This is a genomic window from Hydrogenophaga sp. (assembly GCF_031426985.1).
Taxonomy (GTDB): domain Bacteria; phylum Pseudomonadota; class Gammaproteobacteria; order Burkholderiales; family Burkholderiaceae_C; genus Hydrogenophaga.
This window is the reverse complement of record NZ_JASJOY010000097.1, coordinates 53,845-70,125: the sequence shown is the minus strand read 5'-3', so window position 1 is coordinate 70,125 and position 16,281 is coordinate 53,845. Positions and strand designations below refer to the sequence as shown.

Genomic DNA, 16,281 nt, shown 5'->3' with positions numbered 1-16,281 from the left:
AGCGCCGGTTCAGCGCCCGGCGCAGGGCGCGTACAGGTCCAGCGCCGGGTCGCGCACGGCGGTCTTCACGTCCATCAGCCCCAGCACCGAATGGAACACGTGGTCGTGTGACAGCGGGGTGCCGGCCTGCTTGCGCAGGCAGTCGGCCTGGACGCCGCTGCGCTGCTGCAGCCCGGCCGACAGCCAGGTGACCATGGGCACGCGGGTCTGCTGTTCGGGCGCAAACGCATAGGGCACGCCGTGCAGGTACAGGCCCTTCTCGCCCAGCGATTCGCCGTGGTCCGAGAAGTACAGCAGGCCGGTGTCGTAGGTGCCCTGGTCGGCCTGGTTCTGCAGCCACTGCAGGGTCTGGCCCAGGAAGTGGTCGGTGTAGGCGATGGTGTTGTCGTAGGCGTTGACCAGCTGCTCCGGCGGGCATTCGGACAGGGTGTTGCTGGTGCACTCGGGCATGAAGGCCTTGCGCGCGGCCGGCGTGCGCTTGGAATAGGCCGGGCCGTGGCTGCCCATCTGGTGCATGACCACCACCACGCCGCGGGCGCGGCGCTGCGGGTCGAGCGCGGCGATGCGCTCGTCCAAGCCGTGCAGCATGGCTTCGTCGAAACATTCGCCGCCTTCGCACAGTGCGGGCAGGGTCAGGTCGCGCGTGCTGGCGTTGGGCACGCGGTCGCACACGCCCTTGCAGCCCGACTGGTTGTCCAGCCACAGCACGGCCAGGCCGGCGCGTTGCAGCACGTCCAGCAGGTTCTGGTGTTCGGCGGTCTGGTCGCCGCCCTGTTCGCGCGTGAGCGGCGAGAAGATGCAGGGCACCGAGACCTGGGTGTTGGTGCCGCAGGAGCGCACGTCGGGGAAGTTGACCAGCCCCCTGGCCTGCCACTGCGCCAGCGCCGGCGTGTTCGCGCGGGCGTAGCCGTTGAGGCCCCAGTTCTGCGCGCGGGCGGTTTCACCCACCACCACCACCAGCAGCGGCGGGCGCTTCTGCTGCGCGTAGCGGGCGCCCAGCTGCGCGTCTTCGCCCACCGGTTGCAGGGCGCGGACCTGCTTGGGCAGCTGGTCGGCAGCCAGGCGGGTGGCGGCGTACACGCTGTTGAGCGGGTTGATCATGTAGCGCAGCGGCTTGTGGTTGCGCATCAGCGAGGCCAGGCCCTGGTAACCCGCCAGCACAACACCCACCAGCAGCAGCAGGGCCACGCAGGCGCCCAGCAGGTTGCGGCCGGTCTGCGGCAGCCAGCGCCCCCAGGCCAGCGGGCGGCGCCAGAGCCACCACAGCGGCGGGCCGGCCACCAGCAGCACCGTGCCCAGCAGGCGCGGCGAAAGCAGGTCGCGCACCTCGCGCGCATCGGTCTGGGCGACGTTGGCCAGCATGGTGGGGTCGATCACCACGCCGTACTGCCACATGAAGTAGGTGTTGAAGGCCGAGACCAGCACCAGCACCGTGACCAGCGGCCGGAACACGCGCGGCCAGGCCAGCAGCGACAGCAGCGCCGCGGTGGCCCCCAGCACCAGCCCGCCCATGACCAGCAGCAACAGCACCCGCTGCGCGGGCTGTCCGTCCAGCGCGGCGACGCGCTGCCACAGCGGCAGGTTGCCCACGACGGTCAGCCACAGGGCGATCCACCAGACGCCGTGCACCGGCCGGCGGCCCGTGATCATCAAGGCGTTGACCGGGGTGCGGGACGTGCTGCGATGTGCGTTCAGAGAGGACATGAAAAGTCTGGGTCGGTGGCCAACACGGCGCCGGTCGGCGGCGTGGCGGAGCGATGGAAAACGAAGGCAAGCGCGGCGGGATCAGTCGCTCCAGCGCAGGGTGAAACGGGTGGTCATGGGCGGCCGTCCGGTGTCGCGCACCAGCTGGCCGCCCATCTGTTCGGCCATGCGTTCGACCAGGCGCAGGCCCAGGCCCAGGCCGTGGGTGGGGGCGGCGCGGACGGCCGGCGCATCGGCGCGCTGGCCGTCGTCGCTGACGGACACCCCGCAAGCGCGCGCATCTTGCCAGACCTCCACGGCCACCTGGGTGCCGGGCGGGGTGTGGCGCAGCGCGTTGGCGATCAGGTTGCGCAGCGCCAGCTCCAGCAGCATGGGGCTCACGCGCACCGTGACCGGCGCCTCGGGCTGCACCAGCGAGAGTTCATGCCCGCTGTCATGGGCCTGCTGCGCGTGCGCCGCGATCAGCTCGGCCGCCACCGGGCCCAGCGCCGTGACCACCGGCACGCTGTCGCCGCCGTTGCGCTGGGCCCGGGCCAGGTCCAGCAGCTGCGCCAGGATGCGCCCGGCCCGCAGCGACTCCTGTTCCAGTCGCTGCAGGTGCTCGGGGGTCGGCTCGGCCTGTGCGGCGCGGGCCTGCAGGGCGATGGCCGACAGCGGCGTGCGCAGTTCGTGCGCCACGTCGGATGCGAACTCGCGCTCGCGCTGGGCGCGCGTCTGCAGCGTGTCCACCAGGGTGTTGATGGCGGTGACGGTGCTGGAGAACTCGCGAAAGCGCTGCCGGTCGTCCAGCCGCTGGCCATGGGCCGTGTCCAGCGCCGCCACCTCGCGCGAGAGGCGCTCGAGCGGGCGCAGGCCGCGGCGGATGGCCCACCACAGCACCAGCGCGATCAGCGGCAGCACCAGCAGCGCAGGCCGCGCCACGTGTTCGGCCACGTCGCGGCCCAGGTCGTAGCGCTGCGCCATGTCCATCAGCACGGCCACGCGCCGGGTCTGGCCGCCGCTGCGGCGTTCGCCCACATACATGCGCCAGTCGCTGCGGCCCTGGGGGCCCTGGTAGACCTGCTCCGTCAGGCCCGGCGGGGGCACCGAGGCAAAGCCCAGGCCCGCGGCCATGCCGTGCGTGTCGGTGACCAGGCGATCGTCCACCCACTGCAGGACGGCCAGGTCCTGCACGTAGGGCTTCACCCGCTGCCGGTTCAGCGGCTCGGGCGGCGCCGGCATGGCACCGGGGTCGGCCGCCAGCCACAGGCGCGAGACGGCCATCAGCTGCCCGTCGGTGATCTCTTCGGCCTCGTGGTGACCGACGTACCAGGCCACGGCCACCAGGGTCAGCCAGACCACCAGCAGGGCGCCCAGCGTCCAGTTCCAGAGGTGGCGCCAGAGCTCGCGCTGGGCGCGCACCAGCGGGATGGGCGATGGGCTCACGGACCGCCCCTCCGTGCGGCGCACTGCGGGGCCGAGCGCCTACGGGGCGGCCGTGCGGCGCTCACGTGCGGGCCGGCGCCGGTGGCGCGGCGTCGTCGCGCGGGATGAAATAGCCCACCCCGCGCACGGTCTTGATCAGCGACTCGCCGAGCTTGCGCCGCAGGTGGTGCACGTGCACCTCGATGGCGTTGCTCTCCAGCGCCTCGCCAAAACCGTACAGCGCCGACTCCAGCCGCGCCTTGGACAGCACCTGCGGCCGCGCCTGCAGCAGCGTCAGCAGCAACGCGAATTCGCGCCCGCCCAGGCTGACCGGCTGCCCCCCCAGCTCGACGCTGCGGGTGGCCGGGTCCAGCACCAGGTGGCCGTGTTCGATCACCGGTTTGCTGCGGCCGGCGGCACGCCGCAGCATGGCGCGCAGGCGGGCCAGCAGTTCGTTGGCGTCAAAGGGCTTGACGATGTAGTCGTCCGCCCCGCCGTCCAGCCCGGTGATGCAGTCGTTCACGCCATCGCGCGCGGTCATGATGAGCACCGGCAGGTCCGGGTGCGGCATGGACGTGCCGCCCGCGCTGCGCTGGGCCAGGCCGCGCAGCCGCGCCAGCAGGCCCAGCCCGTCACCGTCGGGCAGGCCCAGGTCCAGCAGCATGGCGTCGAACGGCTCCACACACAGCGACGCCCAGGCCGTCGCGAGCGTGCCGCACACGTCCACCGCATAGCCGGCCTGCCGCAGCGAGGCCGCCAGGCCGCCGGCGATGCCGGCATCGTCTTCCACCACCAGTACACGCATGTCACACCCCGGGCATGGCCCGCCACGTCAAAGCCTTTGCATTATCTGGAATGTGCTTAAGGCTTTCTTAACCTGCGATCGCGACACTCCCATCCCATGCCGCCCCAAGCCACCGCCACGCCCACCGCTGCCGCCGCCACCCCCTTGAGCGCAGGAGCGGCGCCCCTGGCCCGCTGGTGGCTGATCGCGCTGGGCCTGACCCTGCTGTGGGACCTGGCGGGCGCCGACCTGGCGGTGATGCAGCTCATCGGCGGCCCGCGCGGTTTCGCGTTGCGCGACCAGTGGCTGCTCTCGCGCGTGCTGCACGACGCGGTGCGGCAGGCCGCCGTGCTCTTTTACCTGCTGGTCTGGGCCTGGGCCGCCTGGCCGGCGCGCTGGCAGCGCGGCCCGGCGGCGCTGTGGACGCTGCCGCGGCGCGAGCGGCTGACCGTCGCCCTGCTGACCACCCTGGGCCTGTTGGTGGTGAACCTGATCAAGAACGCCAGCCAGACCAGCTGCCCCTGGGACCTGCAGGCTTTCGGCGGCCCGGCCCACTACGTCTCGCACTGGACGCTGGGCCTGCGCGACGGCGGCAGCGGCCGTTGTTTCCCGGGCGGACACGCCTCCAGCGCCTACGCGTTTCTGGGCCTGTGCCTGCCCTGGCTGATGCCCCCGGCCGGCCGCTCGCGCTCACCAGCCGCGGGCTGGCGCTGGCTGGGCTTCTTGCTGGTGGCGGGCGCCGTGGCCGGCGTGGTGCAGACGGTGCGCGGCGCCCACTACCCCAGCCACACGCTGTGGACGCTGGTGATCTGCGCGGGCGTCACGCTCGCGGGCTGGCGCATCGCCCAGCGCTGGATGACGTAAGGCACACCCCCGACCCCCTCCAGGGGGCAACGCGGTGCGGCCCGGCAGAGCCTGGACCAAAGCGTTCTGGACCAGACATCGCGCGCCGACCGGGCGAACACCCGCTACACAACCACAGGGCTACCAGCCCAAGCCGATGTGCAGCGGGAGGTAGACGACCATGCCGGCGACGATGGTGCCCAGCACGCTGCGCTGCCAGAAGAACCAGCCGGCCCCGACCGCGGCGGCGAACAGGCGGGCGTCCATCCAGGTCTGCACCAGCACGCCCTGGGTGGTCACGACCTCGGGGATCACCACCGCCGACAGCGCCGCGATGGGCGCGTACTGCAGGCCGCGCTGCGCCCAGTGCGGCAGTGTCCAGGGCTTGCTGGACATCAGGAAAAAGCCGCGCGTGACCACCGTGACCACGCCCAGCAGCACGATGGTCAGCAGGGTCCAGGGGTCGATCTCAAACATGGCCGGCCCCCTCGGCGTGGCGGAACGGGGGCGTTTTTTCCAGCAGCAGGCACAGCGCCACCGCGCAGGCAATGGCCACCAGGATGTTGAGCTTGAGCGGCAGTGCCCAGGCCACCACCGCCGCCGCGCCGGCCACGCTGGCCGAGACGATGCGCAGCGGCGACGAGGCCAGCGAACTGAGCACCCCCACCAGCGCCAGGATGCCCGCAAACCCCAGGCCCCAGGCAGTCGGAATGGCGTTGGCCAGCGCGACGCCGGCCACGCTGGCCACCATCCAGGCCAGGTAGTTCACCGCGCAGTTGCCCATCAGGTAGGCCTGCTGGCGCGCCAGTTCGTCGGCGCTCTGCCCCGGGTGCGGGAAGCGGCGCGCGAAGAACACGTAGCTCAGGTCGCCGGTGACGTAGCCGCTGACCATGCGCTGCCAGCGCGGCAGGTGCATCAGGTAGGGGCGCAGGTGGGCCGAGAAGACGACAAAGCGCAGGTTCACGCAGAAGGCCGCGGCCAGGATCACCCACAGCGGCGCGCCCGACGCGATCATGGGCACCGCGGCCAGCTGCGCGCTGCCGGCGTAGACGATCAGGGTCATCAGCAAGGCTTCAAGCCCCGACAGACCCGACTGGACCATGGCCACGCCGGTCATCAGCCCCCAGGCGGCGATGCCCATGGCGACCGTGGCCTGGTCGCGGATGCCTTCCCAGAACTCGGGGTGGCGACGGTGTTGGGCCTGGTAGAACATCAGCCGCGGTCCACCGCTGCGGCGGGCGCGTCGAACACCTGCCCGGGGTTGACCGGAAAGCCGCGCAGAAAGTCGGCCACCGGCAGGCGCTTGCCACCGGCGCGCTGCAGTTCGGTCAGCACCAGCACGCCGTCGCCCGTCACCACGCGGATGCCGTGCTCGTCGGCCGCCAGCACCTGGCCGGCCACGGCGCCGTCGGCACGGGCGGCCTCGGCATGGGCCGACCAGACCTTGACCGCCTCACCGCCCAGCGCGCTGCCCGCGCCGGGAAAGGGGTTGAAGGCGCGCACACGGCGGTCCAGCACCGCGGCGGGCTGCGACCAGTCCAGCGCGGCCTCGGCCTTCTCGATCTTGTGCGCGTAGGTCACGCCGGCGTCGGGCTGCTGCACCGCGATCAGGCCGCCGCAGGCCGCGATTTCCAGCGCCTCGACGATCATCCGGCCCCCCAGCACGGCCAGGCGGTCGTGCAGGCCGCCGGTGGTGTCGGCGGCCCCGATCGGCAGGCGCTCGATCAGCAGCATGTCGCCGGTGTCCAGCCCGGCGTCCATCTGCATGATGGTCACGCCGGTCTCGGCATCGCCCGCCTCGATGGCGCGGTGGATGGGCGCTGCGCCGCGCCAGCGCGGCAGCAGCGAAGCGTGGATGTTGAAACACCCTTTGGCCGGGGCATCGAGCACCCACTGCGGCAGGATCAGCCCGTAGGCGGCGACCACCATCGCGTCGGCCTGCGCGGCCACGATGGCCTCGCGCGCGGCCGCGGCGTCATCGGGGTACTTGCCATCGAGCCGCAGGCTGCGCGGCTGGGCCACGGCCATGCCGTGCTCCAGCGCGAACTGCTTGACGGGCGAGGCCTGCAGCTTCATGCCGCGGCCGGCCGGCCGGTCGGGCTGGGTCAGCACCAGCGGGATGTCAAAGCCCGCGGCGTGCAGGCGCTCCAGCGCCACACGGGCGAATTCCGGCGTGCCGGCAAAAATGATGCGCATCGGGTGCTTGTGGTGGGAGGAAATCGGTCCGGCGCCGGGCCGCCCGCTCGGGCCGCAGCGACCCGCGCCGCGGCGGCGCCTGGGGGCTCAACGTTTGGCGTCGCGTTCGGCCTTGACCAGCTTGGTCTTGATGCGGCCCTGCTTGAGCGGCGAGAGGTATTCGACAAACACCTTGCCCATCAGGTGGTCCATCTCGTGCTGGATGCACACCGCCAGCATGTCCTCGGCCTCGATCACGCGGTTCTGGCCTTCGCCGTCGAGCGCGCGCACCTTCACGGCGATCGAGCGCTCCACACCGTCGTAAATGCCGGGCACCGAGAGGCAGCCTTCCTCGCCCTTGCGCGTTTCCGGGCTGGCCCATTCGATCTCGGGGTTGATCAGCACCAGGGGCTGGTCGCGCGTCTCGCTGACGTCGATCACGACCAGGCGCTCGTGCACGTCCACCTGCGTGGCGGCCAGGCCAATGCCCTGGGCGTCGTACATGGTGGCCAGCATGCGCGCGATCAGGTCGCGGATGCGTGCGTCCACCGCCGCCACGGGCTGGGCCACGGTGTGCAGGCGCGGGTCGGGATAGCGCAGGATGGGCAAAGGCTGGGGCGGATTCATGGGTTTTGGAACGCAGAAAAACGCCAGCCGGCCGCCCCCGGGTGACGGGCGGCGCAGGCTGTGCGGCGGGCTGACAGGTTTGTGGCTATTTTCGCCACTTTTGCGCACGCGCGGGCGAACCGTCGGCCATAAACATTGCCTAATCAAGGGCTTGGGCGCAAAATCAAATGCGAATTGTCAAGACAAAAAGCGCGCCTGCGCCCGTGCTTTGGCCCCCTGGCGGGCGGCACCGGGTGCGGAAGCGCTCGCCGGGATCCACACATGCCATTGAACCGCCGCCCGTCCGTCCTTCTCCGTCCCCTGGCGGGAGCCACCGCCGCGCTGGCCTTGCTGGCCGCGGGCAGCAGCTGGGCGCAGGACTTCCCCATCACCCCGGTCCAGCGGTCGACCGCCGAGCAGGTCGCCCAGGCGGGCGTGCCCCTGTCCGAACTGGCGCCCAACGCCCCCAGCAGCTACACCATCAAACGCGGCGACACGCTGTGGGCCATCTCCAGCCTGTTCCTCAAAAGCCCCTGGCGCTGGCCCGAGCTCTGGGGCATGAACCTGCAGGCCATCCGCAACCCGCACCTGATCTACCCCGGCCAGACCCTGTACCTGCACCAGTCCAATGGTCGCGCCACCCTGTCAACCGTGCCACCGGGTGCGGCGGCCGACAGCGGCGGCACCATCAAGGTCTCGCCCCGCACCCGCTACGACAGCCTGTCCGACGCCGCCATCCCGCCGGTCAACCTGCAGGCCATCGAAGCCTTCCTGACCGAAGCGCTGATCGTGGACGAGGCCACGTTCTCGCAGGCGCCGCGCATCGTCGCCGCCCCCGAAAACCGGGTGCTGCTGACCAAGGGCGACCGCGCCTATGCCCGTGGCCAGTACGGCAGCAGCCCCAGCGGCACCGCGCTGGGCAGTGCCGGCCAGCCCAGCGGGTTCCGCGTGTTCCGCAACGCCATCCCGCTCAAGGACCCGGTCACCCGCGAGGTGCTGGGCTATGAGGCGCAGTACCTGGGCAAGGCCGAGCTGCAGCGCGGCGAAAGCCAGCTGACCGGCCAGACCGCCGACGGCAAGGCGCAGACGGAGATCGTGCCGGCCACCATCGACATCGTGGCGGCCAAGGAAGAAATGCGCGTCGGTGACCGGCTGTTGCCCGAGCCACCGCGCGACTTCTCCCACTACGTGCCCAGCGCGCCGACCAGCGCCCTGAGCGGCCAGATCGTCTCGGTCTACGGCAACGGCGTCACCTACGCCGGCCAGAACCAGGTGATCACCATCAACCGCGGCACCGCCCACGGCGTGCAGCGCGGGCATGTGCTGGCCCTCATGCGCGACGCCGACTTGGTGGCCGACAAGACCGACGGCGCCCGTCCGATGCTGCGCCTGCCCGGCGAACGCAACGGTCTGGTGATGGTCTTCCGCACGTTCGACAAACTGTCCTACGCGCTGGTGCTGCAGGTCGCCGATGGCGCGAAGGTGGGTGACCGCTTCACCAACCCCTGAACGGCCCGTCGCCATGGGCCCGGACGAACGTGCCGCCTGGCTGCGGCTGTTGCTGACCGACGGCGTCGGCAACGAGACCGCACGCAAGCTGCTGGCCGCCTTCGGTTCGCCCGAAGCGGTGTGGCAACAGAATTTCAGCAGCCTCAAGGCGGTGGCCAGTGCGCGCGTCGCCGAGGCACTGGGCACACCGCCCGCCGATCTGCCGCAAGCGCTGGAGCGGCTCGACGCCTGGCTGGCAGAAGGCGATGACCGGCATGTGCTGACACTGGGCGACCCGCACTACCCGGCCGAGCTGCTGCAAACCCAGGATCCACCCCTGCTGCTGTACGTGCGGGGCCAGCTCGGCGCGCTGCAACACCCGCAACGCCTGGCCATCGTCGGCAGCCGCAACCCCACGCCGCAAGGCGCCCTCAACGCCCGCCAGTTCGCGCTCGCGCTCGGCCAGGCCGGCGTGTGCGTGGTGTCGGGTCTGGCACTGGGGGTGGACGGTGCCGCACACGAGGGCGCGCTGGAAGCCGGCGCGCCGACCATTGCGGTCGTCGGCACCGGACTGGACCGCGTCTACCCCAGCCGCCACCGGGACCTGGCCCTCCGCATCGCGGCCCAGGGCGCACTGGTCAGCGAATACCCGCTGGGCACGCCGCCGCTGTCGCCCAACTTTCCCAAGCGCAACCGCATCATCGCCGGCCTGTCACAGGGCACGCTGGTGGTCGAGGCAGCGCTGCAATCGGGTTCCTTGATCACCGCACGCCAGGCCGCCGAGCAGGGGCGTGAGGTGTTCGCCATCCCCGGCTCCATCCACTCGCCACAGGCGCGCGGCTGCCACGCGCTGATCCGCCAGGGCGCCAAGCTGGTGGAGTCGGCACAGGACATTCTGGAAGAGCTGCGCGTGCCCGACCCGTTTGCGCAACCCCGCACACCGACGCCTGTCCCCCAGGACGAAGACGAACTGCTGGCCTTGATGGGATTCGACCCGGTGGGGCTGGACGCGTTGCAGGCCCGCTGCGGCCTGGACACCGCCACGCTGCAGGCGCGGCTGCTCGAACTCGAACTCGACGGTCACATCGGCCGCCTGCCCGGCGGGTTGCTGCAGCGCATCGGCCAAAGCTGAACCGCAAAAGAACTGCGCAGAGTGTTTGCAGCGCGCAGGGGTCAGGTCGAGAGCACGGCGGAACCGGCTTCGCCGAGCCGCTCGTGTACCCCCTTGAGGGGGTGACGCGCTCCAGCGCGGCGCGGGGGTGTTCCCAGACCCGGGGTGGTCTACGTCAACAAACGTTCTGGATTCGCATCCAGCTTGGCCAGCGCGGCGCGGGTGGCCCGCACGGTGAGCGCTTCGTCTTCGCTGGGCACCAGCAGGCCGGCCTGCAGATAGGCCGCCACGCGGTTGGCCTGGATGAGGAAGCAACGCCCCCCGTTGGTCACGAACAGGTACAGCTGCCCCTGCTTGCTGCGCCAGGCCAACTGCACGCTGTTGAGCTTGCCGTTGTGGTCCAGCCCGAACCAGGAGCCGATCTGCAACTCGATCGCCCAGGCGCGCATGGCCTCGTTGGGCTGGCTGCCCCCGTGGCGGATCACCTCGATGTTGCTGGCGTCCACGCCGGTGATCATCTCGATGCTCCCGTTGTCCAGGTCGAGATCGCCCACACCGCTCTCGGGCAGGTAGTCTTCCAGGTTCGCCAGGCGGTCCGAGAGCTTGTCCAGACTCTCCTGCGAGATCGCTTCGGTGCGTGACATGAAAGCATCGGCCAGCGTGTCGCTGACCGACTTGATGTACGTGTCCTGCAAGCCCGGCGGGAAGCCCAGCAGGCCCATGCCCTGGCGCAAGCGCTGCAACAGGCTGGGCAGTTGCTGGATCACCCGCGCGCGGTCGTTGCGGTTGGGCTTGGCGCTGGCGGCCCACAGCAGGTCGGACGCCACGCGCTTGAGCGAGGCGGTTTCCTCGTGCTTGAGACCGTACTTGACGCTGGCCACCGCCAGCACCTCGACCCACACCTTGAACAGGAATTCGCGGATCTCGTCGCGCACCGGCACATCGTCGAGCAGCTTGCGCAACTCGATCGTGTACTGCACCGACAGCGTCTCTTTCTGTTCGACCTGCTGGGCCACCGACACGAAGCGGCTGGCACTGCCTTGCTCGCTGAGGTAGGTGGAGAGGAACTTCTGGAATTCGTCGAACACCAGCTGGAACACGCGGCGTCCGGTCTCGGGGTACTGCTCGATGACCTGCACCACGCGCTTGATCTCGGCCTCCAGCGCCACCGAGCTCACATTGGACTCGAACCCCAGCACGCACGACCCCATGCGGTCGATCAGGCGGCGCGCCGGGTGCTGCAGGGCGCTGAAAAACTCGGGCTCGGCCAGGGCCACCCGCAGCACCGGGATCTGCAGACGGGCGAACCAGACCCGCACGCTGGGCGGGATGCGCTCTTCGGCCAGGATGCTCTGGAACATCAGGGCCACCACTTCGATGATGGCTTTTTCGGTCGGCGTCGATGCCGCCTGCTTGAGTTCGGTCGTGCGTTGTCGCAACGCAACCGCTGCGCGCTCGACGTGACTGGCGTCCAGCGACATGACGACGCCACCGCCACCGGACCCGGTGGACATGGGCACATCGTGCGCCACCGCAGGCGCCACATGCTGGATGGCTTGCCGCAGGCGCGGCGACGTGTCGATGATTTGCGTCGATTCAAAATCGCCGCCCACCCGGTCGATCAGCATGCGCTTGAGACGGCCTACCACGCCCTGCGCCCGCATGCGCGCTCGCGCCAGCGGCGACGAACCGGTCATCAGACGCGTTTCATCGTGCACCCCCATGACCGAGGACGCCACGCCACCGCGGGCACCTCTCATCTGCGACGCCGCACCGGCACGGTCTCCACCCGGATCGCGGGACGCCCCCGACGGGCCGCCGCCCACGTCACCCCCATAGCCACCGTGGTCCTGACCCGGCGGCTGATGGTCGGCTTCCTTGCCGGTGCGAGCCGATGGCGCTCCGCCACTGGAGCGGCTGCCGGGCACGCGCTTGACCAGCGCGTTGAGGTCGATCTCCTTCATCACGCCACTGGAGACGAGGAATTCGTTGGACGACTTGTAGGCCTCCAGCATCTTCTGGGACAGCACCGGCGCCAGCGCGTCTTGCACCAGCTGCCAGCCTTCACGGCTCATCTGCGCGTCCAGCCACTGGTCCACCAGGATGCGGGCCGTCACGTCGGGCAGCAGCACATCGCCGCGGGGCAGCTCCTGCCGTTTTTCCAGGTGCTGGATGCGCAGCCGCAGTTCGTTGAGTTCGGTGGACGACAGGTCCAGCACCCGCATCGCCAGACGTGAGGCCATGATCTGGTCGTCGATGGCGCCTTCGGCCAACAACTCCAGGCGGCCGGGCGTGCTCTGCGGGCCACCGCCCGACGGGGAGAAACGCGGCAGCAGGGTGCGCTGCAGGGCTTTGCGGCTGTTGTTGAGCCAGGCGGCCTGGTTCTTCTGGAAGGCCACCCAGACATCGCGCCGCTCCTGCATCTCGCGGGCTGGACCGTGCTGATCCACGTTGTTGGCCAGCCGGGTTTCGCAGGCCTTGACCAGCTCGGGAAGCGCACGCCCCACGTGAACCACAAAGAGTTCGCGCGCCTGTTTGGCCAAGGAGGAAACGTGCTGGTCGGGAGAGGCCACAATAAATTCAGTATGACACGAAAGAACTCAATTCTTGGCAGCGACAACGTGACCAAACCCGGCCTTTCGGCCGCCCGACTCAGACCACCGCGCCGGAATTCGGGTCTGCCGGGTCCACTTCCGTGGTCTTGCCGCCGCCGCCCTTGATCAGATCCTCGCGCTTGATGCCCAGCCACATGGCGATGGCCGCGGCCACGAACACCGACGAATAAATGCCGAACAGGATGCCGATGGTCAGGGCCATGGCGAAGTAGTGCAGCGTCGGCCCACCGAACAGCAGCATCGACAACACCATGATCTGGGTCGATCCGTGCGTGATGATGGTACGGCTGATGGTGGATGTGATCGCGTGGTCGATGATCTGGACCGTGGTCTTCTTGCGCTGGCGGCGGAATGTTTCACGGATGCGGTCAAAAATCACCACAGATTCGTTGACCGAATAGCCCAGCACCGCCAGCACCGCGGCCAGCACCGCCAGCGAGAACTCCCACTGGAAGAAGGCGAAGAAGCCCAGGATGATGACCACGTCGTGCAGGTTGGCAATGATGGCCGAGACCGCGTACTTCCATTCGAAGCGGATGGCCAGATAGATCATGATGCCCACGATCACCAGGCCCAGGGCCTTCAGCCCGTCCTGCACCAGTTCCTGCCCCACCTGCGGACCGACGAATTCGGTGCGGCGCAACTGCACCGCCGGGTTCTGGGCCTTGAGGGCCGTCATCATGGCCTCGGCCTGCTGGCCGGAGTTCTTGCCCGCCTGGGCCGGCAGGCGCAGCAACACGTCCTGAGCGGTGCCAAAGTTCTGCACCGGCACGTCCAGGTAGCCCTGAGCGGCGACGACCTTGCGCACCGATTCCAGGTCGGCCGGCTGCTCGTAAGCCACCTCCATGACCGTGCCGCCGGTGAATTCCACCGACAGGTGCAGGCCACGCGTGACCAGGAAAAACACGGCCAGGGCGAAGGTGATGGCCGAGACCGCGTTGAGCACGAGGGCGTGCTTCATGAACGGGATGTCGCGGCGGATGCGGAAGAGTTCCATGTCAGTTATCCAGAGTGCTGCGCGCAAGCTGCGACGCTTGAAAGACCCGCCCTATCGCGAGACACACCGCAGAACTGGCTTGGCCAGGCTGCAGGTGTGGTCCCCCGCTCACGGGGGAAAACGCGAAGCGGCGCAGGGGGATGCTCACGATCCATCGGCCTTGGCCACTTCGTTGTGGCCGCCTTCGGGGCGCCAGACCGTGCCGATGGACACGCTCTTGAGCTTCTTCTGGCGGCCGTACCAGAGGTTGACCAGTCCGCGCGAGAACACCACGGACGAGAACATGCTGGTGAGAATGCCGATGCAGTGCACCACGGCAAAGCCGCGCACCGGGCCGGAGCCGAAGGCCAGCAGGGCCACGCCGGCGATCAGGGTGGTGATGTTGGAGTCCAGGATGGTGCCCCAGGCGTGTTCGTAACCGGCGTTGATGGCCGACTGCGGCGAGCTGCCATTGCGCAGTTCTTCGCGCACGCGCTCGTTGATCAGCACGTTGGAGTCGATGGCCATGCCCAGCGCCAGCGCCATGGCGGCGATGCCGGGCAGCGTCAGCGTGGCCTGCAGCATGGACAGCACGGCCACCAGCAGGATCAGGTTCAGGCCCAGCGCCAGGCTGGAGAACACGCCGAACAGCATGTAGTAGATGCACATGAACAGTACGATCACGGCAAAGCCCCAGACCACGCTGTTGAAGCCCTTGGCGATGTTGTCGGCGCCCAGGCTGGGGCCGATGGTGCGTTCTTCGATGATTTCCATCGGCGCGGCCAGCGAACCGGCGCGCAACAGCAGGGCGGTGTCGTTGGCCTCCACCGAGGTCATGGCGCCCGAAATCTGCACCCGGCCGCCGCCGATCTCGCCACGGATCACCGGTGCGGTGACCACCTCGCCCTTGCCCTTCTCGAACAGGATGATGGCCATGCGCTTGCCGATGTTCTCGCGCGTGACGTCGCGGAAGATGCGCGAGCCCTTGGCGTCCAGCGTCAGGTGCACGGCGGGCTGCTGGGTGTCGTCGAAGCCGGCCTGGGCGTCGGTGAGGTTTTCACCGGTCAGCAGCACCTCGCGCTTGACGATGACGGCACGGCCGTCGCGCTCCAGGTACCGCTCGGAGCCGAAGGGCACGGCGGTGGTGCCCCGCTCGGCCGCCTGGCCTTCGGTGCTTTCGTCCACCAGGCGCAGTTCCAGCGTGGCGGTACGGCCCAGGATGTCCTTGGCCTTGGCCGTGTCCTGCACGCCGGGCAGCTGCACCACGATGCGGTCGGTGCCCTGTTGCTGGATCACCGGTTCGGCCACGCCCAGTTCGTTGATGCGGTTGTGCAGCGTGGTGATGTTCTGCTTGATGGCCTGTTCCTGCACGCGGCGCGCGGCCTCGGGCTTGAGGCTGGCCACCACCTTGTATTCGCTGCCTTCGGGGGTTTCAACGGCCTGCAGATCGGCGAACTGGTCGGCGATCACGCCCTTGATGGCTTCCATGGTCTGCGCATCGCGCGCGCGCAGCTCCACCGTCTGGCCGTTGCGGCTGATGCCGCCGTGGCGCACGTTCTTCTCGCGCAGCGCCGAACGCAGGTCGCTGGCCAGGCCATCGGCGCGCTGCTGCAGCGCGGCCTTCATGTCCACCTGCAGCATGAAGTGCACGCCACCGCGCAGGTCCAGGCCCAGGTACATGGGCGAGGCGCCCAGGCCCGCCAGCCAGGCCGGCGTGCGCGGCACCAGGTTCAGCGCCACCACGTAGGCCGGGTTGGCCGGATCGGGGTTGAGCGCTTTTTCCAGCGCGTCGCGCGCCTTGAGCTGCTGGTCGGTGGTCTCGAACCGCGCCTTGACCGATGTGCCTTCGAAGGCCACCAGCGAAGGCGGCACGCCCTGCGCGGTCAGCGCCTGCTCGACCTGCGTCAGGGTGCCGGTGTCCACCCGCACCGTGGCGCGGCCCGCCGACACCTGCACCGCCGGCGCTTCGCCGAACAGGTTGGGCAGCGCGTACAGCAGGCCGATCAGCGTCACCACCAGGATGACGAGGTACTTCCAGAGAGGGTAGCGATTCATGGGGCAGAGACCAGAGAGTCTTGAAGGGGAGCGTTCCAGAAACGCGGCGGAACTGGCTCTGCCAGGCCGCTCGCGTTGCCCCCTTGAGGGGGGAACGGGCCCATTCGGGCCCGTGCGGGGGAGGCCTTACTTGATCGTGCCCTTGGGCAGCACCTGCACCACGGCCGAGCGCTGCATCTGGACTTCCACGCCGCTGGCGAGTTCCACGCTCACATAGGCCTCGCCGATCTTGGCGATCTTGCCCAGGAAGCCGCCGGCGGTCACGATCTCGTCGCCCTTGGCCAGGGCTTCGACCATGGCCTTGTGTTCCTTGGCCTTCTTCATCTGCGGGCGGATCATCACGAAATACAGCACCACGAACATCAGCACCAGGGGCAGCATGCCCATCAGGGTGTCTTGCGTGCTGCCACCGGTGGCGGCTTGGGCGTAGGCAGAAGAAATGAACACGGGAGGCTCTCCAACAACGGGGGTCAAAAAAACACCGAACGCCCGGGTGGCCTTGTGCAGGTCACCCGGGCGA

Annotated in this window: 14 protein-coding genes; 3 read left to right on the top strand and 11 right to left on the bottom strand. The window is 69.4% G+C overall.

Annotated features, from left to right (window positions below):
* Positions 1-9 precede the first annotated feature (9 nt).
* From RMP09_RS12645 to RMP09_RS12635, 3 genes are all read right to left on the bottom strand, one after another.
* A complete protein-coding gene (locus RMP09_RS12645; RefSeq protein ID WP_310566327.1) occupies positions 10-1,704 on the bottom strand; it encodes a phosphoethanolamine--lipid A transferase in 1,695 nt (564 codons plus the stop codon).
* An 81-nt stretch (positions 1,705-1,785) separates the two neighbouring features.
* A complete protein-coding gene (locus RMP09_RS12640) occupies positions 1,786-3,129 on the bottom strand; it encodes a HAMP domain-containing sensor histidine kinase (RefSeq protein ID WP_310566326.1) in 1,344 nt (447 codons plus the stop codon).
* A 61-nt stretch (positions 3,130-3,190) separates the two neighbouring features.
* Positions 3,191-3,913: a response regulator transcription factor gene (locus RMP09_RS12635; protein ID WP_310566325.1), complete on the bottom strand. Its 723-nt coding sequence runs from the start codon at positions 3,911-3,913 to the stop codon at positions 3,191-3,193.
* Positions 3,914-4,009: 96 nt separating this feature from the next.
* Here RMP09_RS12635 and RMP09_RS12630 point away from each other — a divergent pair, with 96 nt between their 5' ends.
* Positions 4,010-4,756: a phosphatase PAP2 family protein gene (locus RMP09_RS12630; protein ID WP_310566324.1), complete on the top strand. Its 747-nt coding sequence runs from the start codon at positions 4,010-4,012 to the stop codon at positions 4,754-4,756.
* Between the two features lie 120 nt (positions 4,757-4,876).
* On the opposite strand, the gene RMP09_RS12625 is transcribed toward RMP09_RS12630, so the two are convergent.
* The 4 genes from RMP09_RS12625 to def form a co-directional block, all read right to left on the bottom strand.
* The gene (locus RMP09_RS12625) at positions 4,877-5,212 is read right to left on the bottom strand and encodes an AzlD domain-containing protein (protein WP_310566323.1); all 336 of its coding nucleotides are present in this window, start codon (positions 5,210-5,212) and stop codon (positions 4,877-4,879) included.
* On the bottom strand, positions 5,205-5,948 hold the full coding sequence (locus RMP09_RS12620) for an AzlC family ABC transporter permease (RefSeq protein ID WP_310566322.1): 744 nt from the start codon (positions 5,946-5,948) through the stop codon (positions 5,205-5,207). Before RMP09_RS12620 ends, RMP09_RS12625 begins: the two co-directional genes overlap by 8 nt.
* Entirely contained in the window at positions 5,948-6,931 is a 984-nt protein-coding gene (gene fmt, locus RMP09_RS12615) for a methionyl-tRNA formyltransferase (protein WP_310566321.1), read from the bottom strand. Before fmt ends, RMP09_RS12620 begins: the two co-directional genes overlap by 1 nt.
* 87 nt (positions 6,932-7,018) lie before the next feature.
* Positions 7,019-7,537 carry a peptide deformylase gene (def, locus tag RMP09_RS12610; RefSeq protein ID WP_310566320.1) on the bottom strand — a complete coding sequence of 173 codons (519 nt, stop codon included), beginning with the start codon at positions 7,535-7,537 and terminating at the stop codon, positions 7,019-7,021.
* A gap of 261 nt (positions 7,538-7,798) precedes the next feature.
* On the opposite strand from def, the gene RMP09_RS12605 reads away from it, so the two are divergent.
* Positions 7,799-9,025 carry a LysM domain-containing protein gene (locus RMP09_RS12605; protein WP_310566319.1) on the top strand — a complete coding sequence of 409 codons (1,227 nt, stop codon included), beginning with the start codon at positions 7,799-7,801 and terminating at the stop codon, positions 9,023-9,025.
* 13 nt (positions 9,026-9,038) lie between these two features.
* Entirely contained in the window at positions 9,039-10,136 is a 1,098-nt protein-coding gene (dprA, locus tag RMP09_RS12600; RefSeq protein ID WP_310566318.1) for a DNA-processing protein DprA, read from the top strand.
* A 149-nt stretch (positions 10,137-10,285) separates the two neighbouring features.
* Here dprA and RMP09_RS12595 read toward each other — a convergent pair whose 3' ends face one another.
* From RMP09_RS12595 to yajC, 4 genes are all read right to left on the bottom strand, one after another.
* Positions 10,286-12,688, bottom strand: a complete 2,403-nt coding sequence (locus RMP09_RS12595; RefSeq protein ID WP_310566317.1) for a DUF1631 family protein — start codon at positions 12,686-12,688, stop codon at positions 10,286-10,288.
* 79 nt (positions 12,689-12,767) lie between these two features.
* On the bottom strand, positions 12,768-13,727 hold the full coding sequence (gene secF, locus RMP09_RS12590; RefSeq protein WP_310566316.1) for a protein translocase subunit SecF: 960 nt from the start codon (positions 13,725-13,727) through the stop codon (positions 12,768-12,770).
* 144 nt (positions 13,728-13,871) lie between these two features.
* Entirely contained in the window at positions 13,872-15,761 is a 1,890-nt protein-coding gene (gene secD, locus RMP09_RS12585) for a protein translocase subunit SecD (protein WP_310566315.1), read from the bottom strand.
* A gap of 126 nt (positions 15,762-15,887) precedes the next feature.
* Positions 15,888-16,208 carry a preprotein translocase subunit YajC gene (gene yajC, locus RMP09_RS12580; RefSeq protein WP_310566314.1) on the bottom strand — a complete coding sequence of 107 codons (321 nt, stop codon included), beginning with the start codon at positions 16,206-16,208 and terminating at the stop codon, positions 15,888-15,890.
* Positions 16,209-16,281 lie beyond the last annotated feature (73 nt).

Excerpts from the sequence above, each read along its gene's own strand:
- secD (WP_310566315.1), bottom strand. The coding sequence starts at position 15,761 with ATGAATCGCTACCCTCTCTGGAAGTACCTCGTCATCCTGGTGGTGACG.
- dprA (WP_310566318.1), top strand. The coding sequence starts at position 9,039 with ATGGGCCCGGACGAACGTGCCGCCTGGCTGCGGCTGTTGCTGACCGAC.
- RMP09_RS12630 (WP_310566324.1), top strand. The coding sequence starts at position 4,010 with ATGCCGCCCCAAGCCACCGCCACGCCCACCGCTGCCGCCGCCACCCCC.
- RMP09_RS12625 (WP_310566323.1), bottom strand. The coding sequence starts at position 5,212 with ATGTTTGAGATCGACCCCTGGACCCTGCTGACCATCGTGCTGCTGGGC.
- RMP09_RS12635 (WP_310566325.1), bottom strand. The coding sequence starts at position 3,913 with ATGCGTGTACTGGTGGTGGAAGACGATGCCGGCATCGCCGGCGGCCTG.
- def (WP_310566320.1), bottom strand. The coding sequence starts at position 7,537 with ATGAATCCGCCCCAGCCTTTGCCCATCCTGCGCTATCCCGACCCGCGC.
- RMP09_RS12620 (WP_310566322.1), bottom strand. The coding sequence starts at position 5,948 with ATGTTCTACCAGGCCCAACACCGTCGCCACCCCGAGTTCTGGGAAGGC.
- fmt (WP_310566321.1), bottom strand. The coding sequence starts at position 6,931 with ATGCGCATCATTTTTGCCGGCACGCCGGAATTCGCCCGTGTGGCGCTG.
- RMP09_RS12645 (WP_310566327.1), bottom strand. The coding sequence starts at position 1,704 with ATGTCCTCTCTGAACGCACATCGCAGCACGTCCCGCACCCCGGTCAAC.
- RMP09_RS12605 (WP_310566319.1), top strand. The coding sequence starts at position 7,799 with ATGCCATTGAACCGCCGCCCGTCCGTCCTTCTCCGTCCCCTGGCGGGA.
- secF (WP_310566316.1), bottom strand. The coding sequence starts at position 13,727 with ATGGAACTCTTCCGCATCCGCCGCGACATCCCGTTCATGAAGCACGCC.